The following is an 18963-nucleotide window of genomic DNA, read 5'->3' on the forward strand; positions in this document are numbered from 1 at the left end:
GCGGCGTATGCTGCACCTCGACGCGGTTCTTACTGGGGAGTAAGATAGTCTTACTCAGGAGTAAGATAGCTGGGACAAGACCTCACCCCCACCCACCCGAGAAAACAGGTGATGATGAGCACTCGAGACAGCGCAACGAAGCGACGTCCAGACACGTCCGCGGTCGGCCTGAACCACCCCAAACGGGACTGGATGGGCGCGGCCATGCGGGTGATGACGACCCTCACCGGGTCGGAACTCGCCGAGAAGTACAACCTGCGCAAGCCGATCGAGCGAGTCACCTACGAGGGCACCAAGACCGGCTTCCGCACCCTCGGCGCCGCGACCCGCGCCTTCGCCAAGGTCACCGGTAACGGCCAGCCGAAGCGGCTCGCGCCCAACGAGGCGAAGAACAAGGACTTCTTCGACCTCACGCCGACCGACGAGCAGCAGATGATCACCGAGACGGTGAAGGAATTCGCCGCCGAGATCCTGCGCCCGGCCGCCTACGAGGCCGACGCGGCCGCCAAGGCGCCGCGCGATCTGCTCGAACGCGCCGCCGAACTGGGCATCACCCTGATCAACGTGCCCGAGGAGCTCGAAGGCGCCGCCTCCGAGCGCGGTGCGGTCACCAATTCCCTTGTGGCCGAGGCGCTTGCGCACGGCGACATGGGCCTGGCGCTGCCCATCCTCGCGCCGAGCGGTGTCGCGGTCGCCCTCTCCCAGTGGGGTACCGACGCCCAGCAGAAGACCTACCTGCCCGCCTTCACCGGCGAGAACGTGCCGCAGGCCTCGGTCGTGATCAGCGAGCCGCGCGCACTGTTCGATCCGTTCGCGTTGCAGACCAAGGCCGTTCGCTCCCCCAGTGGTTACCGGATCTCCGGCGTGAAGAGCCTGGTGCCCGCGGCCGCGGATGCCGAACTGTTCCTGATCGCCGCCGAACTCGACGGCCGCCCTGCGCTTTTCATCGTCCCGTCGGACGCGCCCGGCCTGGTGGTCGAGGCCGATCCGAGCATGGGCCTGCGCGCGGCCGGGCTCGGCCGCCTGCTGCTCGACAACGTCGCGGTCGGCACCGACGCGATCCTCGGTGACGGCGACGCCAAGCAGCGCGCCGAGGACTACGCCGACGCGGTCCGGCTGGCCCGCCTCGGCTGGGCCTCGCTCGCCGTCGGCACCGGCCAGGCCGTGCTGGACTACGTGATTCCGTACGTGAACGAGCGCGAAGCGTTCGGCGAGCCGATCTCGAACCGGCAGGCGGTCGCCTTCATGGTCGCCAACATCGCGATCGAGCTCGACGGGCTGCGGCTGGTCACCCTGCGTGGCGCCTCCCGCGCCGAACAGGGACTCTCCTTCGCCCGTGAGGCGTCACTGGCCCGAAAGCTGGCCACGGACAAGGGCATGCAGATCGGCCTCGACGGCGTGCAGCTGCTCGGCGGACACGGCTTCACCAAGGAACACCCGGTCGAGCGCTGGTACCGCGATCTGCGGGCCATCGGCGTCGCCGAAGGTGTCGTGCTCATCTAGTCGGCCCGTTCCTTACTTCAGGAGACCTCAACAATGATCAACCTCGAACTCCCCAAGAAGCTGCGGGCCAGCGCCAACCAGGCCCATCAGGTCGCGACCGAGATCTTCCGTCCGATCTCGCGCAAGTACGACCTCGCCGAGCACGAGTACCCGGTCGAGCTGGACACCATGGCCGCCATGGTCGAAGGCCTCGCCGACTCCGGCACGCAGAAGATCGGTGGCGCGGCCGGCGGTCGTGAAGACGACAGCGAGAGCAACGGGCACGCCACCGAACTGCTCGGAAACAGCAACGGCGGCAACATGTCCGCGCTGCTGAACGCCCTGGAAACCTCCTGGGGCGACGTCGGCCTGATGCTCTCGATCCCCTATCAGGGTCTGGGCAACGCGGCCATCGCGGCCGTCGCTACCGACGAGCAGCTGAAGCGGTTCGGCAAGGTGTGGGCCTCCATGGCGATCACCGAGCCGTCGTTCGGTTCCGACTCCGCCGCCGTCACCACCACCGCCGTGCTCGACGGCGACGAATGGGTGCTCAACGGCGAGAAGATCTTCGTGACCGCGGGCCAGCGCTCCACCCACATCGTGGTGTGGGCGTCGGTCGACCGCAGCCTCGGCCGCGCGGCGATCAAGTCGTTCGTGGTGCCGCGCGACGCTCCCGGTCTCTCGGTGGCCCGGCTCGAGCACAAGCTCGGCATCAAGGCCTCCGACACCGCGGTGCTGCTGCTGCAGGACTGCCGGATTCCGAAGGACAACATCCTCGGCAGCCCGGAAGTCAACGTGGAGAAGGGTTTTGCCGGGGTCATGCAGACCTTCGACAACACCCGGCCGATGGTCGCCGCGATGGCGGTCGGCGTCGCCCGTGCCGCGCTCGAGGAGCTGCGGGCCATCCTGACCGACGCCGGTGTCGAGATCTCCTACGACACCCCGCCGAACAACCAGCACGCCGCGGCCGCCGAATTCCTGCGCATGGAAGCCGATTACGAGTCCGCCTACCTGTTGTCGCTGCGCGCCGCGTGGATGGCCGACAACAAGAAGCCGAACTCGCTCGAGGCCTCGATGTCCAAGGCAAAGGCCGGCCGCACCGGTACCGACGTCTCGCTCAAGGCCGTCGAACTCGCGGGCGCCATCGGCTACTCGCAGCGCACCCTGCTGGAAAAGTGGGGCCGTGACTCGAAGATCCTCGATATCTTCGAAGGCACCCAGCAGATCCAGCAGCTCATCGTCGCCCGCCGCGTCCTCGGCAAGACGAGTGCGGAACTGAAGTAACAAGGCAGACAACGGAAAACCGGTGCGGGTCAGCTCCTCGACCCGCACCGGTTTCTGTTTCTCGGCTTTACGCCGCCTATAGGTCGTTTTCTGCGCAATGCTGTCAGCGTGCCCTCACCTGCACGGCGCAGCCCGTGAGCGCAGGCTGTCGTCGAATTTCGCCACAAGTGTGCGGGCGATGGGGTGTACAGTTGCGATTGTCACGCGAGTGATGCCGAGCGAGAGCCGCTGCTGGTGACAGCGGCCCCACCTGGTGGGTTACCTAATCCACACTCGGCGGACCAGGATGAGCGCCCCGGCGACTACGACAGCGGCCGTTACGCAGATGCCGTAATCGACCGGGGCCTTGCTCTTTTTGCGGCGATGTTTCGCCATTCCCCACCACCTCCTTCCTGGGCGCGATGTCGGACCATGTCCATCGCCCCTCGGAATGAGGTGGCCTCACCCTACGCGAACCTGCCGACCAGAAACGTTGGAACACCGGCGCTTTCGACACCGAAAAGCGACTTTCCACTCGAGGTTCCAGTTACGCCACACTTTTCAGTTCCAGAACGCACCACATACTCGGCTTCTGCACCGAACCCGCTGCGCAGTCCATTACCCGCGCGGACAACCTTGCGGCACCGGCGAATAGGCATACTGGTGGTGTGCAGGAACACCCCGATCAGGTACGGATCAACCTTCGGATTCACGACCAGCTCGGCGACCCGCCCAGTGACGACTGGACGCTCACCTTCGGCGGCCGCAGCGTCGACCAGGCCGAGGTGCGGGCGTTCATCGAAAGCCAGTTCCCCAAGCAGGACCAGTTCGTCTTGGACGAGCGGCGGTACCAATATGCCTGGGGCAGTTCGGCGATGGTGTGGTCCTTCGTCGTGGAGATGGCCCCGACGGTGGGATCCGTGATCGCCGCCGGGATAGCCGGCGGCGCCGCATGGGACGGGGTCAAAGGAATCGGGAAGCGACTGCCGAGCCTGTGGAGTGGCCCCGAGAGCGACGAGCCACTGGCGATCCCTGACGGATCCGCCAAGCGCGAGGCGATTCGGCTTGTGCGCGAACGTTATCGGCTCGAGCCCGACAGCGTGCTCACCCCTGTGAGCGTCACGTCCGATCTCGGGACATTGCGCTCCACCGTGGTTCTGCATTCGCGCACCGGAGTCGGTTACGAGGTGGAACTGCTACGAAACACAAGTGGCGTGAGCCTCGCAAGAATCACCGTGACCGAACCCGGCGCCTGAGACTCCGCGGGTGCGCGTATGGACTCCGTGAGCCCCACCAACGGCTTTCGGGCACCGCGCGAATGTGCTCGTTTCAGATTCGACGGTCGTGGGTGGTGCGGAATTCGCCCTGAATGTCGGGATTGTTGGGTTCCAGTTGGAATGTTCCGGAATGTCGCAGCGGGAAAAGGGCGTACGAGTTGGATAGTGGAACGGTTCGGTCAGGGGTGGTTGCGTAACGGCCGGTGTTTCTTGATCGACAATTGAGCGAATGTTTTCTCTCGAGCTGTACCAGAGACCTCAAGGAGAAACTGCACATGGAACGACCGAGTGTGATCCGTCGCCTCGCGACCGTTTTCGCCACCACGGCGGTTGTCGCGGGCGTTTTCGCCGGCAGTGCCGGTGCGGCACCGAGCACTGTCGATTGGGGCACGGCCGCGCAGCAGTTGCGCGCCGCGGCCGCGGGCAACGCGCAGGCCGAGCAGGCGGTGGATCGGCTGCTCGCTTCGGGGCAGCTGAACCAGGCCGCAGAGGTGGCGCTGCCCGCGCAGCCGTTCCAGATTCCGGCGCAGTCGGATATCGGCCGTGGTGACGGTCCCGGCGTGTACGGGTCCGGTATCGCACTCGGTCTCGACGGGTTCCGGTTCGGGTTCTTCGGCGGACCCGGCACCATCGCGCCGAACCAGGGTGGCGCGAAACTCGAAGTGCTGTGGATCAATCTGTCCAACGGCCGCAGCGGCACCGAGGTGCTGAACGAGCACAACGACGTCCTGGTGGACACCACTATTCGATCTCGGGCGCTGGACACCGGCCCGGGCATGATCGTCGCCGCGGTCTACGGCAGCCTGTGGCACCGCTGGTCGGTTCCGGTGAGCGACGCGAACCCGGACGGGTATCAGTACCAGCTGGGCACGATCTCGGTGCCGTCGTTCGGCGCGGTATACAACTGAGCAAACGACAGGACGGCCGTCGCGGCGTAGTCCGCGGCGGCCGTCGCGCACCCGAATGACCTCTTGTTCGGAACTACGTAGTTCCGTAGCTTTTGTGGCGTGAGTCTGGAAGAGCGGGTCTTGGAACTCGAACGGCGGCTCGACGGGCTGCTGCCCTTCGCGAACGGGAACGGGATCGAGGCGTCGTCGGACCGCTGGGCGGCCGCGCGCCTGCACGAGGAGTTCGCCGCGACCGACGAGCCGAACGGCGGCGTGCTGTTCGCGGGTTCGCTGCGACTGCCGACCGACGAGCAGTACAGCTGGCAGGCCACGTTCACCACCGGCGACCTGATCGAGGACGACTGGGCCGAGACCGCGGAATGCCTTGCCGCGCTGGGCAACCCGGTGCGGCTACGGCTGCTGCGGGAGATCATGGGCGGCCGCAGGACCGCCGCCGAACTGGTCGGTCTCGAAGGGGTCGGCACCTCGGGCCAGGTCTATCACCATCTGCGGCAGCTGGCCGCCGTCGGCTGGCTGCACACCGCCGGCCGCGGGCGTTTCGAGGTGCCCGCGGGCCGGGTGGTGCCGTTGCTGATCGCACTGGCCAGCGCGCGGCGCTGAACCCTAACTCAGGTCGCCGAGCTGTCCCGCGCAGAGCGCGAAGACGACCACGACGAGGGTGCGGATCAGCCGCACTGGTCACCGCACGAGCAGGCGCCGCCGGATTGGCAGCCACATTGGCAGCTCGGACCGCAGGTGCAGTCCGGCGCCGGTACCGAAGTCGAGCGAACAAGCCTGATGATCATCGTTGAATCAGCCTCCATTCTGGTGTTCGACTACCCCTTGCGTGCATCGAACGCGCAGCGGATGACCATGTCAAATAGCCGCCGGTCCGGCGGTCCGGCGACACGCCGGTTACCGAAATTCCTCCCACGAAATCCCCGAAATCCATCGGCCGGACCTCAATAGGGCGACCATGCCCGATTAATCCGGTTCAGTCTGTGACCGCGCCCACTGAGCACTGCTACGGTATGCCAAAAGTGGCCGTACCAGTTCGCTAGGTCGAGTGCCGACGCGAGGTTCTGTGGAGGTGTTTCGACATGAAGGTGGCGCACGCGCTCGAGGTCGTGAAGGCGCTGGGAGTGCTGCGGAAGCGCGGGGTCTCCGATCCGCGCAAACCGCTGGAAACGCTGCGGACGATGAAGGAATCGCAGATCTACGGGCCGCAGGCCACGCTGATCCGCCACGCCGCGCGCATCGCGCCGGACTCGCTCGCGCTGGCCGACGAAAAGGGTGAACTGACCTACGGCCAGATCGACAAGCAGTCGACCGCGATCGCGCGCGGACTGCACGCGGCCGGGCTCACCGAAGGTACCGTCGTCGGGGTGCTGGCCCGCGACCATCGCGGCCTGATCCTGTCCATGGTGGCCGCGAGCAAGGCCGGCGTGCGGGTGGCGCTGATGAACACCGGGTTCGCCAAGCCGCAGTTCGCCGAGGTGTGCCAGCGCGAGCAGGTCAAGGCGATGCTGCACGACAGCGAGTTCCTCGGCCTGCTCGACGCACTGCCCGCCGACCTGCCGCGCTACCTCACCTGGGTCGACGAGGGCACCGAATTGCCCGCGGGCGCACAGACTCTCGACGATCTGGTCGCGGCCAACTCCAGCGCGGAACTGGCCCCGCCGAGCAAGCCGGGCGGGTTCATCATCCTCACCAGCGGCACCACCGGCCTGCCGAAGGGCGCCACCCGCGCGAAGGTGTCGCCGCTGGCCACCGCGCAGTTCCTCGACCGCATCCCGTTCCCGTACCGGGGCGCGCAGGTGATCGTGTCGCCGATCTTCCACAGCACCGGGTTCGGCACCTGGCTCGTCGGCATGGCCATGGGCAACAAGATCGTGGTGCGCCGCCGCTTCGACGCCGAGGCCACGCTGAAGTTGATCGCCGATCACAAGGCGGAGATGCTCGTCGCGGTGCCGACCATGCTGCACCGGATGACGGAGCTGGATCCGGAGATCCGCGCCAAATACGACACCTCGTCGCTGAAGGTCATCCTGCTCGCGGGCTCGGCGCTGTCGCCGGAGCTCACCATGAAGGCCACCCAGGTGTTCGGGCCGGTGCTGTACAACCTGTACGGCTCGACCGAATGCTCGGTGGCGGCCATCGCGAACCCAGACGATCTGGCCATCGCGCCCGGCACGGTCGGCCGCGCGCCGGTCACCTGCGAGGTGCGCCTGTTCGACGACAACGACAAGCAGGTCACCGCGATCGGCACGACCGCGCGCATCTTCATCCGCAGCGGGACGCCGTTCGAGGGCTACACCGACGGCCGCAACAAGCAGATCATCGACGGCTTCATGTCCAGCGGTGACGTCGGCCACTTCGACGAGCACGGCCTGTTGATGGTGGACGGCCGCGACGACGACATGATCGTCTCCGGCGGCGAGAACGTCTTCCCGCAGGAGGTGGAGAACCTGCTGCTGGAGCGTCCGGACATCTTCGACGCCGCGGTGGTCGGTGTGGACGACGCCGAGTTCGGAAAGCGGTTGCGCGCCTTCGTGGTTCCCGAGCCGGGCCAGAATCCGGACGGCGAGGAGATCAAGGCCTACGTCAAGAACAACCTGGCCCGCTACAAGGTGCCGCGCGAGGTGGTGTTCCTCGACGACCTGCCGCGCAATCCGACCGGCAAACTGCTGCGGCGGGTGCTGGTGGAGTACGACACCACCGCCTGACGGTCATCGGCTGGTTACCCACCGGTAGGAGCTGTTGAGATACGTGACACATCCGGTTACAGATGGTTGCTATTGTTAGCGGCAGCACTGGATCCCGTAGTCGCGGTCCGCACCACCCACCGGCTCCCCGGGTGGGACCGCCGGAAGGTTGTTGTCGATGGTTGTCTCCTTCCCCGCGTTGAGCGGCACTGCCCGCAAGGCCGGAACTCTCGCTCTCGGCGTTAATGTCATGGTCAAGCGGCATCTGTTCAATCCGCTCCGGCTCGATCAGGCCGTGCGCTCGGCGATCAACGTGACCAAGCTCGGACCGTTCGCCGGTGTCGCCATGCATGCCGCACAGACTCGGCCCAACGCGGGGGCGATCGTCGACGAGGCCGGTGAGCTGACCTTCGGCGAGCTGAACGAGCAGTCGAACGCGCTGGCCCGCGGCCTGGCGACACAGGGCGTGCGGCCGGGCGACGTGGTGGCGGTGCTGGCGCGCGATCACCGCGGGATGGTGTTGAGCCTGCTCGCCGCGGGCAAGCTCGGCGTGCGCACGGTGCTGATGAACACCGGGTTCGCCAAGCCGCAGTTCGCCGATGTCGCCGAGCGCGAAAAGGTGAAGGCGGTGCTGCACGACAGCGAGTTCCTGGACCTGATGAGCGCGATTCCGGCCGCTATCCCGCGGATCCTCACCTGGGTCGACGCCAAGGACAACGCCGATCCGGCGATCCCGACCATCGCCTCGCTCATCGCGGGCGAATCCACCGCACCGCTGCCCGCGCCCGCGAAGCCGGGCGGCATGGTCATCCTGACCAGCGGCACCACCGGCACGCCGAAGGGCGCGCCGCGGGACCGGGTGAGCCCGTTCGCCTCGGCCCAGTTCGTCGACCGGGTGCCGTTGCCGCACAACGGCACCATGATCATGGCCGCGCCGATCTTCCACGGCACCGGGCTGTCCCAGTTCACCCTCGGTATCGCGCTCGGCAACCGGGTGGTCTTCCAGCAGCGCCGGTTCGATCCGGAGCTGACGCTGCAGAACATCGTCAAGTACCGCGCCGACTCGCTGGTGGTCGTGCCGACCATGTTGCAGCGCATCCTCGATCTGGACGAGGAGGTGCTGGCCAAGTACAACCCCCGCACCATCAAGGTGATCTTCGCGGCGGGCTCGGCCATCGCCCCCGACGTGGTGACCCGAACGCTGGACTACTTCGGCGACACCCTTTACAACCTGTACGGTTCCACCGAGTGCGCGGTGATGACCGTTGCGACGCCGGAGGATCTGCGCAAAGCGCCGACCACCGCGGGCAAGGCGCCGGTCGGGATCAAGATCGTGCTGCTGGACGAGAACCGCAAGCCGATCACGAAGCCGAATGTCACCGGCACCATCTTCGTCGACAACGGTTTCGCGTTCACCGGCTACACCGACGGCCGCACCAAGGAGGTCGTCGACGGCATGATGTCCAGCGGCGACGTCGGCCATTTCGACGCCGACGGGCTGCTCTACATCGACGGCCGCGACGACGACATGATCGTCTCCGGCGGCGAGAACGTCTTCCCGCTCGAGGTGGAGAACCTGATCGCCGGACGCGAGGACATCTTCGAGGCCGCCGTGGTGGGCGTCGACGATCGCGAGTTCGGCAAGCGCCTGCGCGCCTTCGTCGTGCCCGGCCCCGACTCCAAGCGGGACGCCCAGGAGATCAAGGACTTCGTCAAGGCGAACCTGGCCCGATACAAGGTCCCCCGCGAGGTGATCTTCCTCGACGAACTCCCGCGCAACGCCACCGGCAAACTGCTGCGCAAACCGCTCATCGAGATGGACGTCGACGCGAGCTGAGCAGGTAGCCGACGGCTGGTCCACAGTTGCTTCCCCGGTTGTCCGGCGGGGAAAAGCGTGCAATCCGTCGGCTACTATCAGCGAGTGAACAACGAGTTCGACCGGGCTGCTGCGGGACAACGCAGCGCCGTCGCGCGGGTGCGCGGCGCTTCGGCCGGAGCGATCTCGGGCACCATTTCCGTTGCGGCACATGGCTGGGCGTCCGGCGGTATGCCGCCGAGCGGCACCACCCTCACCCTGCTCGCCGGCACCGCCGCCCTGATCGGAGCGCTGGTCGCCGGACTCGCGCCGCTGCGCGACACCGCGACCGGTCTGGTCGCCGCCCTGGTCGCCGGACAGTTGCTCGGCCACGTGACGATGGGTCTGGGTTCGGGGCATCTGCATCACGGCGATGCCCAGCTGACCCCGACCATGCTCACCGCCCACATACTCGCGGCCGTCGCCGCGGCCGCCGTGATCCGCGGCGCGGAAACCGCCTACCGGGCCGGCACCGCGGTGTTGCGCCGTGCGCTGCCGCTGCGCCGTGCGCTGCCGTTCCTGCCGGAACCCGCGCCGCTGCGCATCACCCACCGCGACCGAATCATCCTGCGCGTCTTCGCCGCCGAATCGCTGCGCACCCGCGCCCCACCCGTCGCCATCGCTTACTGATCACCTCGTCACGCCGACCGACCGGTCGCGTGTACACGTGTGTCCCGGCACACCGCCGACGCCCCTTCGGCGCGTAGCAGCATTCGCTCGCTGTATCCCCGCGACCCAGCTCGGCTTTCCGTGGCGGTGCCCGGACAGCGCTATGTCTTTTTGTCGACCCTGCACTCGGCTGCGTGCGGCGCCTCTTGGCCGGCCGCACCGCCAGAACGCGGGTCACCCGAACTTCAGAATCGAAAAATCGTGAGCACAACAGAAATAACGACGGACACCGGAACGCCGGCGGCCGTACCCGATTCCACGCCGACCCGGTCCGGCCGACCCAAGCCCGCGGCCCGCAACGGGCTCAACGCACTCGCGATGCGACTGCACTTCTACGCCGGCATCTTCGTCGCACCGTTCATCCTCATCGCCGCGGTCACCGGCGCGCTCTACGCGATCTCGCCGACCCTGGAATCGATCGTGTCACGGGACCTGCTGACCGTGGAATCCACCGGCGGCGCACCCAAGCCGCTGTCCGAGCAGGTCGGGGCCGCCGTCGCGACCCAGCCGAATCTCACGCTGAACGCGGTCTCCCCCGCGGCGGGCGCCGAGGACACCACCAGGGTGCTGTTCGCCGATCCCACCCTGGGCGAGTCCGAGCGGCGCGCGGTGTTCGTCGATCCGTATACCGCTCAGCCGGTGGGTGATTCGGTCGTCTACGGCAGTTCGGGGGCACTCCCGCTGCGCACCTGGATCGACCGCCTGCACCGCGATCTGCACCTCGGCGAACCCGGCCGGCTCTACAGCGAGCTGGCCGCGTCGTGGCTGTGGGTGATCGCACTGGCCGGTCTGGTCGTCTGGCTGCGCCGGGTACGCGCACGCAGGCAACGGAATTCGGCGCGCTGGCTGTTCGCGCCGGACCGGTCGCAGCAGGGCCGCGGCCGCACCGTGAACTGGCACGGCTCGGTCGGCATGTGGGTGCTGCCGATCATTCTCCTGCTCTCGGCTACGGGGATGACCTGGTCGACCTACGCGGGCGAGAACATCACCGAGATTCGCCAGCAGCTCAGCTGGACCACACCCGCGGTCACCACCACACTGCCGGGAGCCGTTGCGCCCGCGCATGATCCGGGTGGCGATCACCACGCCGGGCACACCGCCGCGCCCGCGCCCACCGACGTGTCCGATCGGATCGTCCAGCTCGATCAGGTCTACCGGACGGCGCGCGCCAACGGCCTCACCCAGGCCGTCGAGATCAGCATCCCGGCCGAACCCACCCAGGCGTTCGCGGTGAAGGAACGGCGGATGCCGGGCACGTACACCGTGGACGCGGTCGCCGTGGACGGCGCCACCGGCGCGGTAACCGATCGGCTCGCGTACGCCGATTGGCCGCTGATGGCCAAGCTCACCAATTGGGGCATTCAGTTCCACATGGGTCTGCTGTTCGGTCTGCTCAACCAGTTGCTGCTGCTCGCGGCGATGATCGGACTGATCACCGTGCTGGTACGCGGTTATCTCATGTGGTGGCGCAGGCGGCCGACCCGCGGCGGCGCGGGGCGGATCCCGCTGGGCCGGGCCCCGAGGCGTGGCGCACTGCGCCGGTCCTCGCCCTGGCCGGCCGTGCCGCTGGTCCTGGTCGCGGTACTGGTCGGCTGGTTCGCCCCGCTGGTCGGACTCAGCCTGCTCGCGTTCCTGGTCGTCGACGTGCTCGTCGGTCTGCGGGCTCGGCTACGCGCGGCGTAACCGGCTCGCCTCGGGTTTCCTCCCCGGATGACACGGTCCGGCCGCATGCGGTCGGGCCGTCTCGACCGGAGAGGAAACCCGGTGCACCCCGAGTGGGCTGGTGTTGTCGCGGGACTCGGGGTGCGACGAGCCGAGCGTCGAGTGTCGGCGCATGGCATCTACCTCCATTTCTTGTCGGATTATCGGGTCAGGTGGATCAGGCTTTGAGCCTGGCGATGAACGCCTGCAGGTTGGTCAGCAGCCGCTCGACCTTCTGCTCGGGATTCAGGTTCTCCCGGTACCGGTTGCCCAGCGCGGGGGTCTTCTTGCCGCGCGCGTACAGCGAACAGTTCAGATCGGTGCACATGTAGGTGCCGATCGTGTTGCCGTTGCGCCCGGACGGGCCGGCCTTGGCCGCGGTCAGCAGGGAAACCCCGCTACCGGTGTGCGTGGTCAGGCAGATCGAGCACATCTGTGCCCGGCCGGACCCACCGGTTTCGTAGCGCAGCGCGACGCCGATCAGCTCGTCGTCCTGCGGGACGACCAGATAGCACCGGCCCGGCAGCGACGGATCCGACCAGCCGAGGAAATCGAGGTCGTCCCAGGGACGCTCGTCGAGTTCGCGCGGTACCGGCAGCCGCTTGGCTTCGGACTTGGAACAGTTGATGAACGACGATCGGATCTCGCGTTCGGTCACTGGTTTCATGGCATGGCACTCCGTTTCCATCTCGTTGGTGTGAAACCGAGGAGACGTTACGTTCGCTAACGGCCCGGCGACAAACGTATTTCGCCGGAAAGACCCGTTGACCTGCCCGCTGTGAAGATCGTCACCGACCGCCGAAACCCCGCCGGACCTGGTCCGGCGGGACTTTCCGTTACGGCGTGTCCGACGGTTCTTCTTCGATCTCGGCCGCCGGCGCCTGCTCGGGCACCGCGACCGGGCGCAGCATCGCCCACGCGAGGAACAGCACAGCCACCACGGCCATGCCGATCCCGGCCCAGAGGTTGACGTTGACGCCGCCGGTCTTGGCCTGCTCGGCGGCGGTGTTGTGCACCAGTCCGGTGATGACCAGGATGACGCCGTAGCTGCCGAGGAGGGCGCCGACGATGGTGCGGATGTCGAAAAGCATTGCGGCTCCTTATCCGACGACGATGTTGAGAACGATGACGAGCACCAGGGCGATACCCGCGAGCAGCACCGGACGCTGGTACCAGGGCAGCGACGCCTCGTCGGGATCGGTGCGCACCTCCTTGGGCGTCTCCGAGTAGACCAGGCCGACGAGTTCGGCGACCGGTTTCGGCCTGGTCACCTGGGTGACCAGCACGCTCACCACGATGTCGACCACGAAGGCGACGCCCGCGGCCACGAAACTCGCGCCCTGGCCCGACAATTCGAACACCTTGGTCTCGTGCAGGATGAAAACGACGATGGCGGAACCGGTTCCGCACACCAGGCCCATCCAGCCCGCCGCCGGGGTCATCCGTTTCCAGAACATGCCGAGGATGAAGGTCGCGAACAACGGCGCGTTGAAGAAACTGAACAGGGTCTGCAGATAGTCCATCATGTTGCTGAAACTCGACGCGATGAACGAAGTGAAGATCGCCGCGACGGTCGCACCGACGGTCGCCCAGCGTCCGATATTCAGGTAGTACCCGTCCGGCCGATCCTTGCGCACATATTGCTGCCACAGGTCGTAGCTGAAAACAGTATTGAACGCGGAGATATTGGCGGCCATACCCGCCATGAACGCGGCGAGCAGACCGGCCAGACCCACGCCGAGCAGTCCGTTCGGCAACACGTCTTTCATCAGATACAGCAGCGCCTGGTTATAGGTGGTGTCGCCACTGAAGTCCGGATCCGCCGCCTTGGCCGCCTTGTATTCGCTCATCTGCGGCACCAGCACGGCGCTGATCATGCCGGGGATCACCACGATCAGCGGAATGAACATCTTCGGGTAGGCGCCGATGATCGGCGTACGCCGGGCCGCCGAGATGGAGTGCGTGGCCAGCGCCCGCTGCACCTCGACGAAGTTGGTGGTCCAGTAGCCGAACGAGAGCACGAACCCGAGCCCGAACACGATGCCGATCACCGACAGGATGTTGCTGCTGAAGCCGCTGAGCGCGTTACCGGGCCACGAGTCCAGCTGCGCGCCACCACCCGGTGAGGCGGTCACCTTGTCCCGCAATCCATCCCAGCCGCCGACCTTGTGCAGGCCGACCAGCGTGAGCGGCAGCAGCGCGGCCACGATGACGAAGAACTGCAGCACCTCGTTGTAGATCGCGGCGGACAGGCCGCCGAGGGTGATGTAGGACAGCACGATCACCGCCGCGATCACCACCGACACCCACAGCGGCCAGCCGAGCAGCACGTTCAGGATGGTGCCGAGCAGATACAGGTTGACGCCCGCGATCAGCACCTGGGCGACGGCGAAGCTGAGCGCGTTCACCAGGTGCGCGCCGGTGCCGAACCGCCTGCGCATGAATTCGGGGACGCTGCGCACCTTGGAGCCGTAGTAGAACGGCATCATCACCACGCCGAGGAACAGCATGGCCGGGACCGCGCCGATCCAGAAGTAGTGGAAGGTCGGGAACCCGTACTGGGCGCCGTTGGCCGACATTCCCATGATCTCGACCGCGCCGAGATTGGCGGAGATGAACGCGAGACCGGTCACCCAGGCGGGCAGCGACCGCCCGGACAGGAAGAAGTCGATGCTGGACGAGACGCGCTGTCTGGCCAGTAAGCCGATGCCGAGTACGAAGACGAAGTAGAGCGCCACCAAGGCGTAGTCGACCGGGTCCGCATCGAGTCGCAGCGTGGTCGAGGCCTCGAAGTGGGTGGACATCCGTGGCTCGGCGGCGAGCAGCACGGAGGTCAGAACGGGTGAATCGGCAAGCGGCACAGCGTCCCTCCTGGCGGTAAACCTGGCGTCGAGCGGGATCCTTCGTGGTACGAGATCGTGCGTCTACGGGTACTGCGTGGCGCGCGAGTCCCTCGTCGCCGGCCGAATGGTGTCGGCCGACACCCACTCTGCGTGATTGTGCCTCACTCGCGGGCCACAATCGTGCACAAACAACTCGGTCGCCTCGCTCAGTCGATCCGGTGCGCGCCGGCCGCCGGGCCGACGACGAAGGTGCGCGGCTCGGCAAAGCCCGAGTCCGCGAACCGTTTCCGCGTGGCGTCCACCACGGCGGCGGTGTGCGCGCGGTCGACGAGCGCGATCGCGCTGCCGCCGAATCCACCGCCGACCATGCGCGCGCCGTGCGCCCCGGCCGCGCGCGCGGCGGCGACGGCGGTGTCCAGCGCGGGTGTGGACACCTCGAAATCGTCGCGCAGCGACGCGTGCGCCGCGGAGAGCAGCGGTCCGATCACGCGCGGATCCACACCGCTGCGCAATTCTTCGGCAACCCGCAGGACGCGCGCGTTCTCCGTCACGACATGTCGCGCGCGGCGGCGCAACACCGGATCGGCGAGCCGTTCCACGTCGGCCACCGCCGCGACATCACGCAGCGCCGGCACACCGAGTTCGGTGGCGGCGGCTTCGCATTGGGCGCGGCGCTCGGCGTAGCCGCCGTCGACCAATTCGTGCGGCTGCCCCGTGTCGATCACCAACAGCTCCAACCCGAATCGGTCCAGATCGAATGGAATCTGTTCGTAGGCAACGATGTTCGCATCGTCGTCGGCGAGGAAGCCGCGGATGTCGAGGAACAGCGCGTGCCCGGCGGTGCACATGATCGAGGCGGACTGATCCAGCAAACCGGTGGGCGCGCCGACGTAGTCGTTCTCCGCGGCGCGGGCCAGTTCGATCAGCGCGCGATCGGTGACGGCGGGCGCGAACAGGTCCCGCAGCGCGATGGCCACCGCGCAGGACAGCGCGGCCGAGGAGGACAGCCCCGCCCCGATCGGTACAGCGCCGTCCAGCACGAGGTCGACCCCGCCGACGGCGTGCCCGCGCCGCACGAACTCGGCGACCACCCCGAGCGGATACCGCGCCCAGCCCGGCACCCGGTCGCGCTGGGCGGCCAGTTCCGCCACCGCGACCAGCACGGTCTCGCCCGGCCGCTGCCGGGACGTGACCCGCACCCGCTGGTCCGGGCGCAGCCGGGCCGCGCACTCGACCACCAGCGGCAGTGCGATCGGCAACACGAACCCGTCGTTGTAGTCGGTGTGTTCGCCGATGATGTTGACCCGTCCCGGCGCCGCCCACGTCTGCACTGGTCCCTCGCTGTCTGTCGTGTCCACACCTACCCGTCCGGCCCACGTTACGAGACACGCCGTCGTAGCACTGGTTTCGGCCGTCGGAGGTGCGCGATTCCCCTTTGTGACGCAGAGTCGATTTTGTCGCATTACCGGCCTGCAAATTGGGCCGGGCTTTTTGGGAGGGCACTATGATTCACACCACCCCGCGCAGCGGTCCAGTGGGGCGGCGCGGCCGCCTGGTCGGACTGCCATGGATAGATCGGCTACGTCCACCCCTGGGCAGGCCGGTCGCCGGGGCGCCGTTGACGATCGAGATCGGTGCCGCGACCGGGGCAGGCCCGACAGCCATGTCGGCCTTCGACGCAGCGCTGCGCGAACTGGGAGTAGGTGATGCCAACTTGATCCGGCTGTCGTCGGTGATTCCGCCCGGGGCGGCGTTGGCACGCACCGGCCGCGTGCGTAAACCGATACCGTGGGGCGATCGTCTCTATTGCGTGTACGCGGTGCAGCATGCGCACGAGCCCGGCGCGACCGCGGCGGCGGGCATCGGCTGGGTGCTGCGCGACGACGGTTCCGGCGCGGGCCTGTTCGTCGAGCACGAGGCCGAGACCACCGCGGAGGTCACCGCGCTGATCCGGTCCAGCCTCGACGACATGACCCGGCATCGACCGGAAACCTTCGGCCCGATTCAACTGTGCACGACCGAGACCACCGCCGACGGCGGGCCGACCTGCGCGCTGGTGCTCGCGGCGTATCACACCACCCCGTGGGGGTTCCAGCGATGAACGACGTGCACATCACCATCGACACCAAGGTGCCCGACGACCAGATCGACCAGTTCTACGAACTGTACGAGGACGCGTTCGGCCCGCTGCGCACCAAGGCCATCGCCAGACAGGTGTTGCACCGTGAGGAATTCCGCGCCGAAATGATCGACGCCCGGGTACAGAAACACGTGGCCAGAACCGCTTTCGGCGAGCCGATCGGGGTGACCACGCTGACCAGACATCTCGACACCGTGCCGTGGATCAGTCCGGAATACTTCGCGGCCCGGTATCCTGAACATGCGGCGCGGGACGCGATCTTCTACATCGGTTTTACCCTCGTTACGCCAAGAGCGCGGCAAGGGGTCGCATTCCATGCCATGATCGAATCAGTTGCCCAGGTTTTGATAGCCGAACGCGCTGTGTTCGGTTGGGACATGTGCTCGTACAACAACACTCGGCCCTGGTTCACCGGCCATATCAAGTCGGTGCTCGACGAGTTGGAGCTCGAGGTTGCGGTGGAGGATACGCAGACCTACTACGCGGCCTGGTTCACCGGGGACGGAGCGACCAAGGGGGGCTGATGACAGTCAGCGAAGGGCCGCGGTCAGCAGGGCGGCAGCAATTCCGAACACGGTGGTACGCACTGCTTCTCGGGGGAAGCGCGGCCGCGATCATGGTGCACGTCGCGGTCGAGTCACTGGTGCTGACCTACCTGACGATGGCGATCATCCTGGCGGGCACGCTCGCCATGATCGGCATCGGCCTGTGGATGCACCGCCCGGCGCGGCCGCTGCCCTGGTATCTGCTGTCGGCCTCGTCGGTACTCTCGGCCACGGGCAGCGCGCTGCGCGAGACGTCCGAGCACGGCTTGCATCCGATCGACGACGCGTTCACCCTGCTCGGCTACCTGACCGTCGGACTCGCGGCCCTGATCTGGTTGCGCCCCCGGCAGGTCCGCGGCAACTACGACCTGGTGCTCGACTCCGGGTTGATCGGGCTCGGCGCGCTGCTCGCGTCCTGGACCTTCCTGATCTCCCCCATCCTGCGCACCCACGACAACACCATGAACACCATGGTGGCCGCCACCTATCCGGTGCTGGACGCCTTGCTGTTGACGCTGATCGCGCATTCGGTGGCCACCTCGACCCGCTCGGAAACCTCGCTGCGGCTGGTGCACATCGGGCTGATCGCCGCGCTCATCGGCGACCTCGGCTACAGCATGCAGGCCGCGGGCACGATCGCGGTCAGCCGCGACATGCTGATGGCGCCGCTGCTGGCCGCGTACGCGACCGGCGGCGTCGCGGCGCTGCACCCGACGATGGTCGGCCCGGGCAACCCGCGCCGGATCCACCCGCACCACTCCCGGCAGCGGGCCAGCTTCATCGCGGTCGCCCTGATCGTCGCGTCGCTGGTGCCGGTGGTCGGGTCCTCGCTCGGCCTGCTCGATCGCGTGGTGGTCTCGTCGCTGTTCGCGCTGCTGCTCATCGGGGTGCTGGTGCGCAGCGAGCGGGCCATCGTGCGTAGCTCGCGCAGTGAGCGGCGCGCCCAGCACCAGGCCGATCACGACATGCTCACCGGGCTGCTCAACCGCTCCGCGCTGTTACGCGCGCTCAATCGCAACAGCGAGCGGTGGGCCGAACAACCGCTCTGCCTGCTCTTCATCGATCTCGACGGCTTCAAGATGGTCAACGACAGCTACGGACACGCGGTGGGTGACGAGCTGATCGCGAACGCCGCCTCGCGCATCCGGCGCGTGGTGCTGCGCGACGACGTGGTCGCCCGCTACGGCGGCGACGAATTCGTGGTGCTCTCCCCGCTCGGCCGGCAGGAGGCCGCGACCCTGGCCGAACGCCTGCTCGGCGCGTTCGTGCGGCCGTTCGAGCTGAGCGCGGGCGAAATCCCGATCACCGCGAGCATCGGCATCGCGTGTGGTTCGCCGCGCAGCACCGACTCCACCATCTACGACCTCATCCGGGACGCCGATTCGGCCATGTACCACGCGAAGGAATACTCGCTCGGCTACGCGTTCCACGACGACGCGCGGCACGCGCCCGATACCGTGCGGCACGCCGGGGCCGATACCGTGCGGCACGCTCCGACCGAGAGCGGGCGGCGGATCTGGCACGCGAGCACCAGATCCACCAGCACCGCGGTCTGATGGTCTACACCGTCGACCGCACCGGGCGGCCGCGGCCCCA

At 67.4% G+C, this 18963-nt stretch carries 16 protein-coding genes; 12 read left to right on the forward strand and 4 right to left on the reverse strand.

Annotation, left to right across the window (positions count from 1 at the left end; genetic code table 11):
* Positions 1–108 precede the first annotated feature (108 nt).
* The 9 genes from TY25_RS05160 to TY25_RS05200 all read left to right on the forward strand — a co-directional run bounded on the left by TY25_RS05160 (position 109) and on the right by TY25_RS05200 (position 11821).
* Positions 109–1503, forward strand: a complete 1395-nt coding sequence (locus TY25_RS05160; protein WP_081868673.1) for an acyl-CoA dehydrogenase family protein — start codon at positions 109–111, stop codon at positions 1501–1503.
* A gap of 33 nt (positions 1504–1536) precedes the next feature.
* Positions 1537–2766 carry an acyl-CoA dehydrogenase family protein gene (locus TY25_RS05165; RefSeq protein WP_042254488.1) on the forward strand — a complete coding sequence of 410 codons (1230 nt, stop codon included), beginning with the start codon at positions 1537–1539 and terminating at the stop codon, positions 2764–2766.
* A 647-nt stretch (positions 2767–3413) separates the two neighbouring features.
* Positions 3414–4001, forward strand: a complete 588-nt coding sequence (locus tag TY25_RS05170) for a hypothetical protein (protein WP_042254489.1) — start codon at positions 3414–3416, stop codon at positions 3999–4001.
* A 296-nt stretch (positions 4002–4297) separates the two neighbouring features.
* The gene (locus tag TY25_RS05175) at positions 4298–4930 is read left to right on the forward strand and encodes a hypothetical protein (RefSeq protein WP_042254492.1); all 633 of its coding nucleotides are present in this window, start codon (positions 4298–4300) and stop codon (positions 4928–4930) included.
* A gap of 99 nt (positions 4931–5029) precedes the next feature.
* Complete coding sequence (locus TY25_RS05180; protein ID WP_042254493.1) at positions 5030–5530, forward strand: ArsR/SmtB family transcription factor; 501 nt, start codon at positions 5030–5032, stop codon at positions 5528–5530.
* A 479-nt stretch (positions 5531–6009) separates the two neighbouring features.
* A complete protein-coding gene (locus tag TY25_RS05185) occupies positions 6010–7635 on the forward strand; it encodes an acyl-CoA synthetase (RefSeq protein ID WP_052382810.1) in 1626 nt (541 codons plus the stop codon).
* A gap of 157 nt (positions 7636–7792) precedes the next feature.
* Positions 7793–9451, forward strand: a complete 1659-nt coding sequence (locus TY25_RS05190) for an acyl-CoA synthetase (RefSeq protein WP_042254495.1) — start codon at positions 7793–7795, stop codon at positions 9449–9451.
* A gap of 84 nt (positions 9452–9535) precedes the next feature.
* The gene (locus TY25_RS05195; protein ID WP_226887200.1) at positions 9536–10099 is read left to right on the forward strand and encodes a hypothetical protein; all 564 of its coding nucleotides are present in this window, start codon (positions 9536–9538) and stop codon (positions 10097–10099) included.
* Positions 10100–10339: 240 nt separating this feature from the next.
* Positions 10340–11821: a PepSY-associated TM helix domain-containing protein gene (locus tag TY25_RS05200; RefSeq protein ID WP_042254497.1), complete on the forward strand. Its 1482-nt coding sequence runs from the start codon at positions 10340–10342 to the stop codon at positions 11819–11821.
* A gap of 196 nt (positions 11822–12017) precedes the next feature.
* On the opposite strand, the gene TY25_RS05205 is transcribed toward TY25_RS05200, so the two are convergent.
* From TY25_RS05205 to galK, 4 genes are all read right to left on the reverse strand, one after another.
* On the reverse strand, positions 12018–12506 hold the full coding sequence (locus tag TY25_RS05205) for an FBP domain-containing protein (RefSeq protein WP_014987655.1): 489 nt from the start codon (positions 12504–12506) through the stop codon (positions 12018–12020).
* Positions 12507–12675: 169 nt separating this feature from the next.
* Positions 12676–12930, reverse strand: coding sequence for a hypothetical protein (locus tag TY25_RS05210; RefSeq protein ID WP_042254499.1), 255 nt, complete (start codon positions 12928–12930; stop codon positions 12676–12678).
* 9 nt (positions 12931–12939) lie between these two features.
* Entirely contained in the window at positions 12940–14643 is a 1704-nt protein-coding gene (locus tag TY25_RS05215; protein ID WP_042254577.1) for a sodium:solute symporter family protein, read from the reverse strand.
* A gap of 245 nt (positions 14644–14888) precedes the next feature.
* Positions 14889–16013 carry a galactokinase gene (galK, locus tag TY25_RS05220; protein WP_063602701.1) on the reverse strand — a complete coding sequence of 375 codons (1125 nt, stop codon included), beginning with the start codon at positions 16011–16013 and terminating at the stop codon, positions 14889–14891.
* A gap of 173 nt (positions 16014–16186) precedes the next feature.
* On the opposite strand from galK, the gene TY25_RS05225 reads away from it, so the two are divergent.
* Genes TY25_RS05225 through TY25_RS05235 form a run of 3 tightly spaced genes read left to right on the forward strand, consistent with a single transcriptional unit; the run spans position 16187 to position 18923 of the window.
* Positions 16187–16783 carry a pyruvoyl-dependent arginine decarboxylase gene (locus TY25_RS05225; RefSeq protein ID WP_226887199.1) on the forward strand — a complete coding sequence of 199 codons (597 nt, stop codon included), beginning with the start codon at positions 16187–16189 and terminating at the stop codon, positions 16781–16783.
* Entirely contained in the window at positions 16780–17346 is a 567-nt protein-coding gene (locus TY25_RS05230; protein ID WP_042254503.1) for a hypothetical protein, read from the forward strand. Before TY25_RS05225 ends, TY25_RS05230 begins: the two co-directional genes overlap by 4 nt.
* Entirely contained in the window at positions 17346–18923 is a 1578-nt protein-coding gene (locus TY25_RS05235) for a GGDEF domain-containing protein (protein WP_226887198.1), read from the forward strand. Before TY25_RS05230 ends, TY25_RS05235 begins: the two co-directional genes overlap by 1 nt.
* The last annotated feature ends 40 nt before the right edge of the window (positions 18924–18963 follow it).

This window comes from Nocardia brasiliensis NBRC 14402 (assembly GCF_000308475.2).
GTDB classification, from domain to species: Bacteria; Actinomycetota; Actinomycetes; order Mycobacteriales; family Mycobacteriaceae; genus Nocardia; species Nocardia brasiliensis.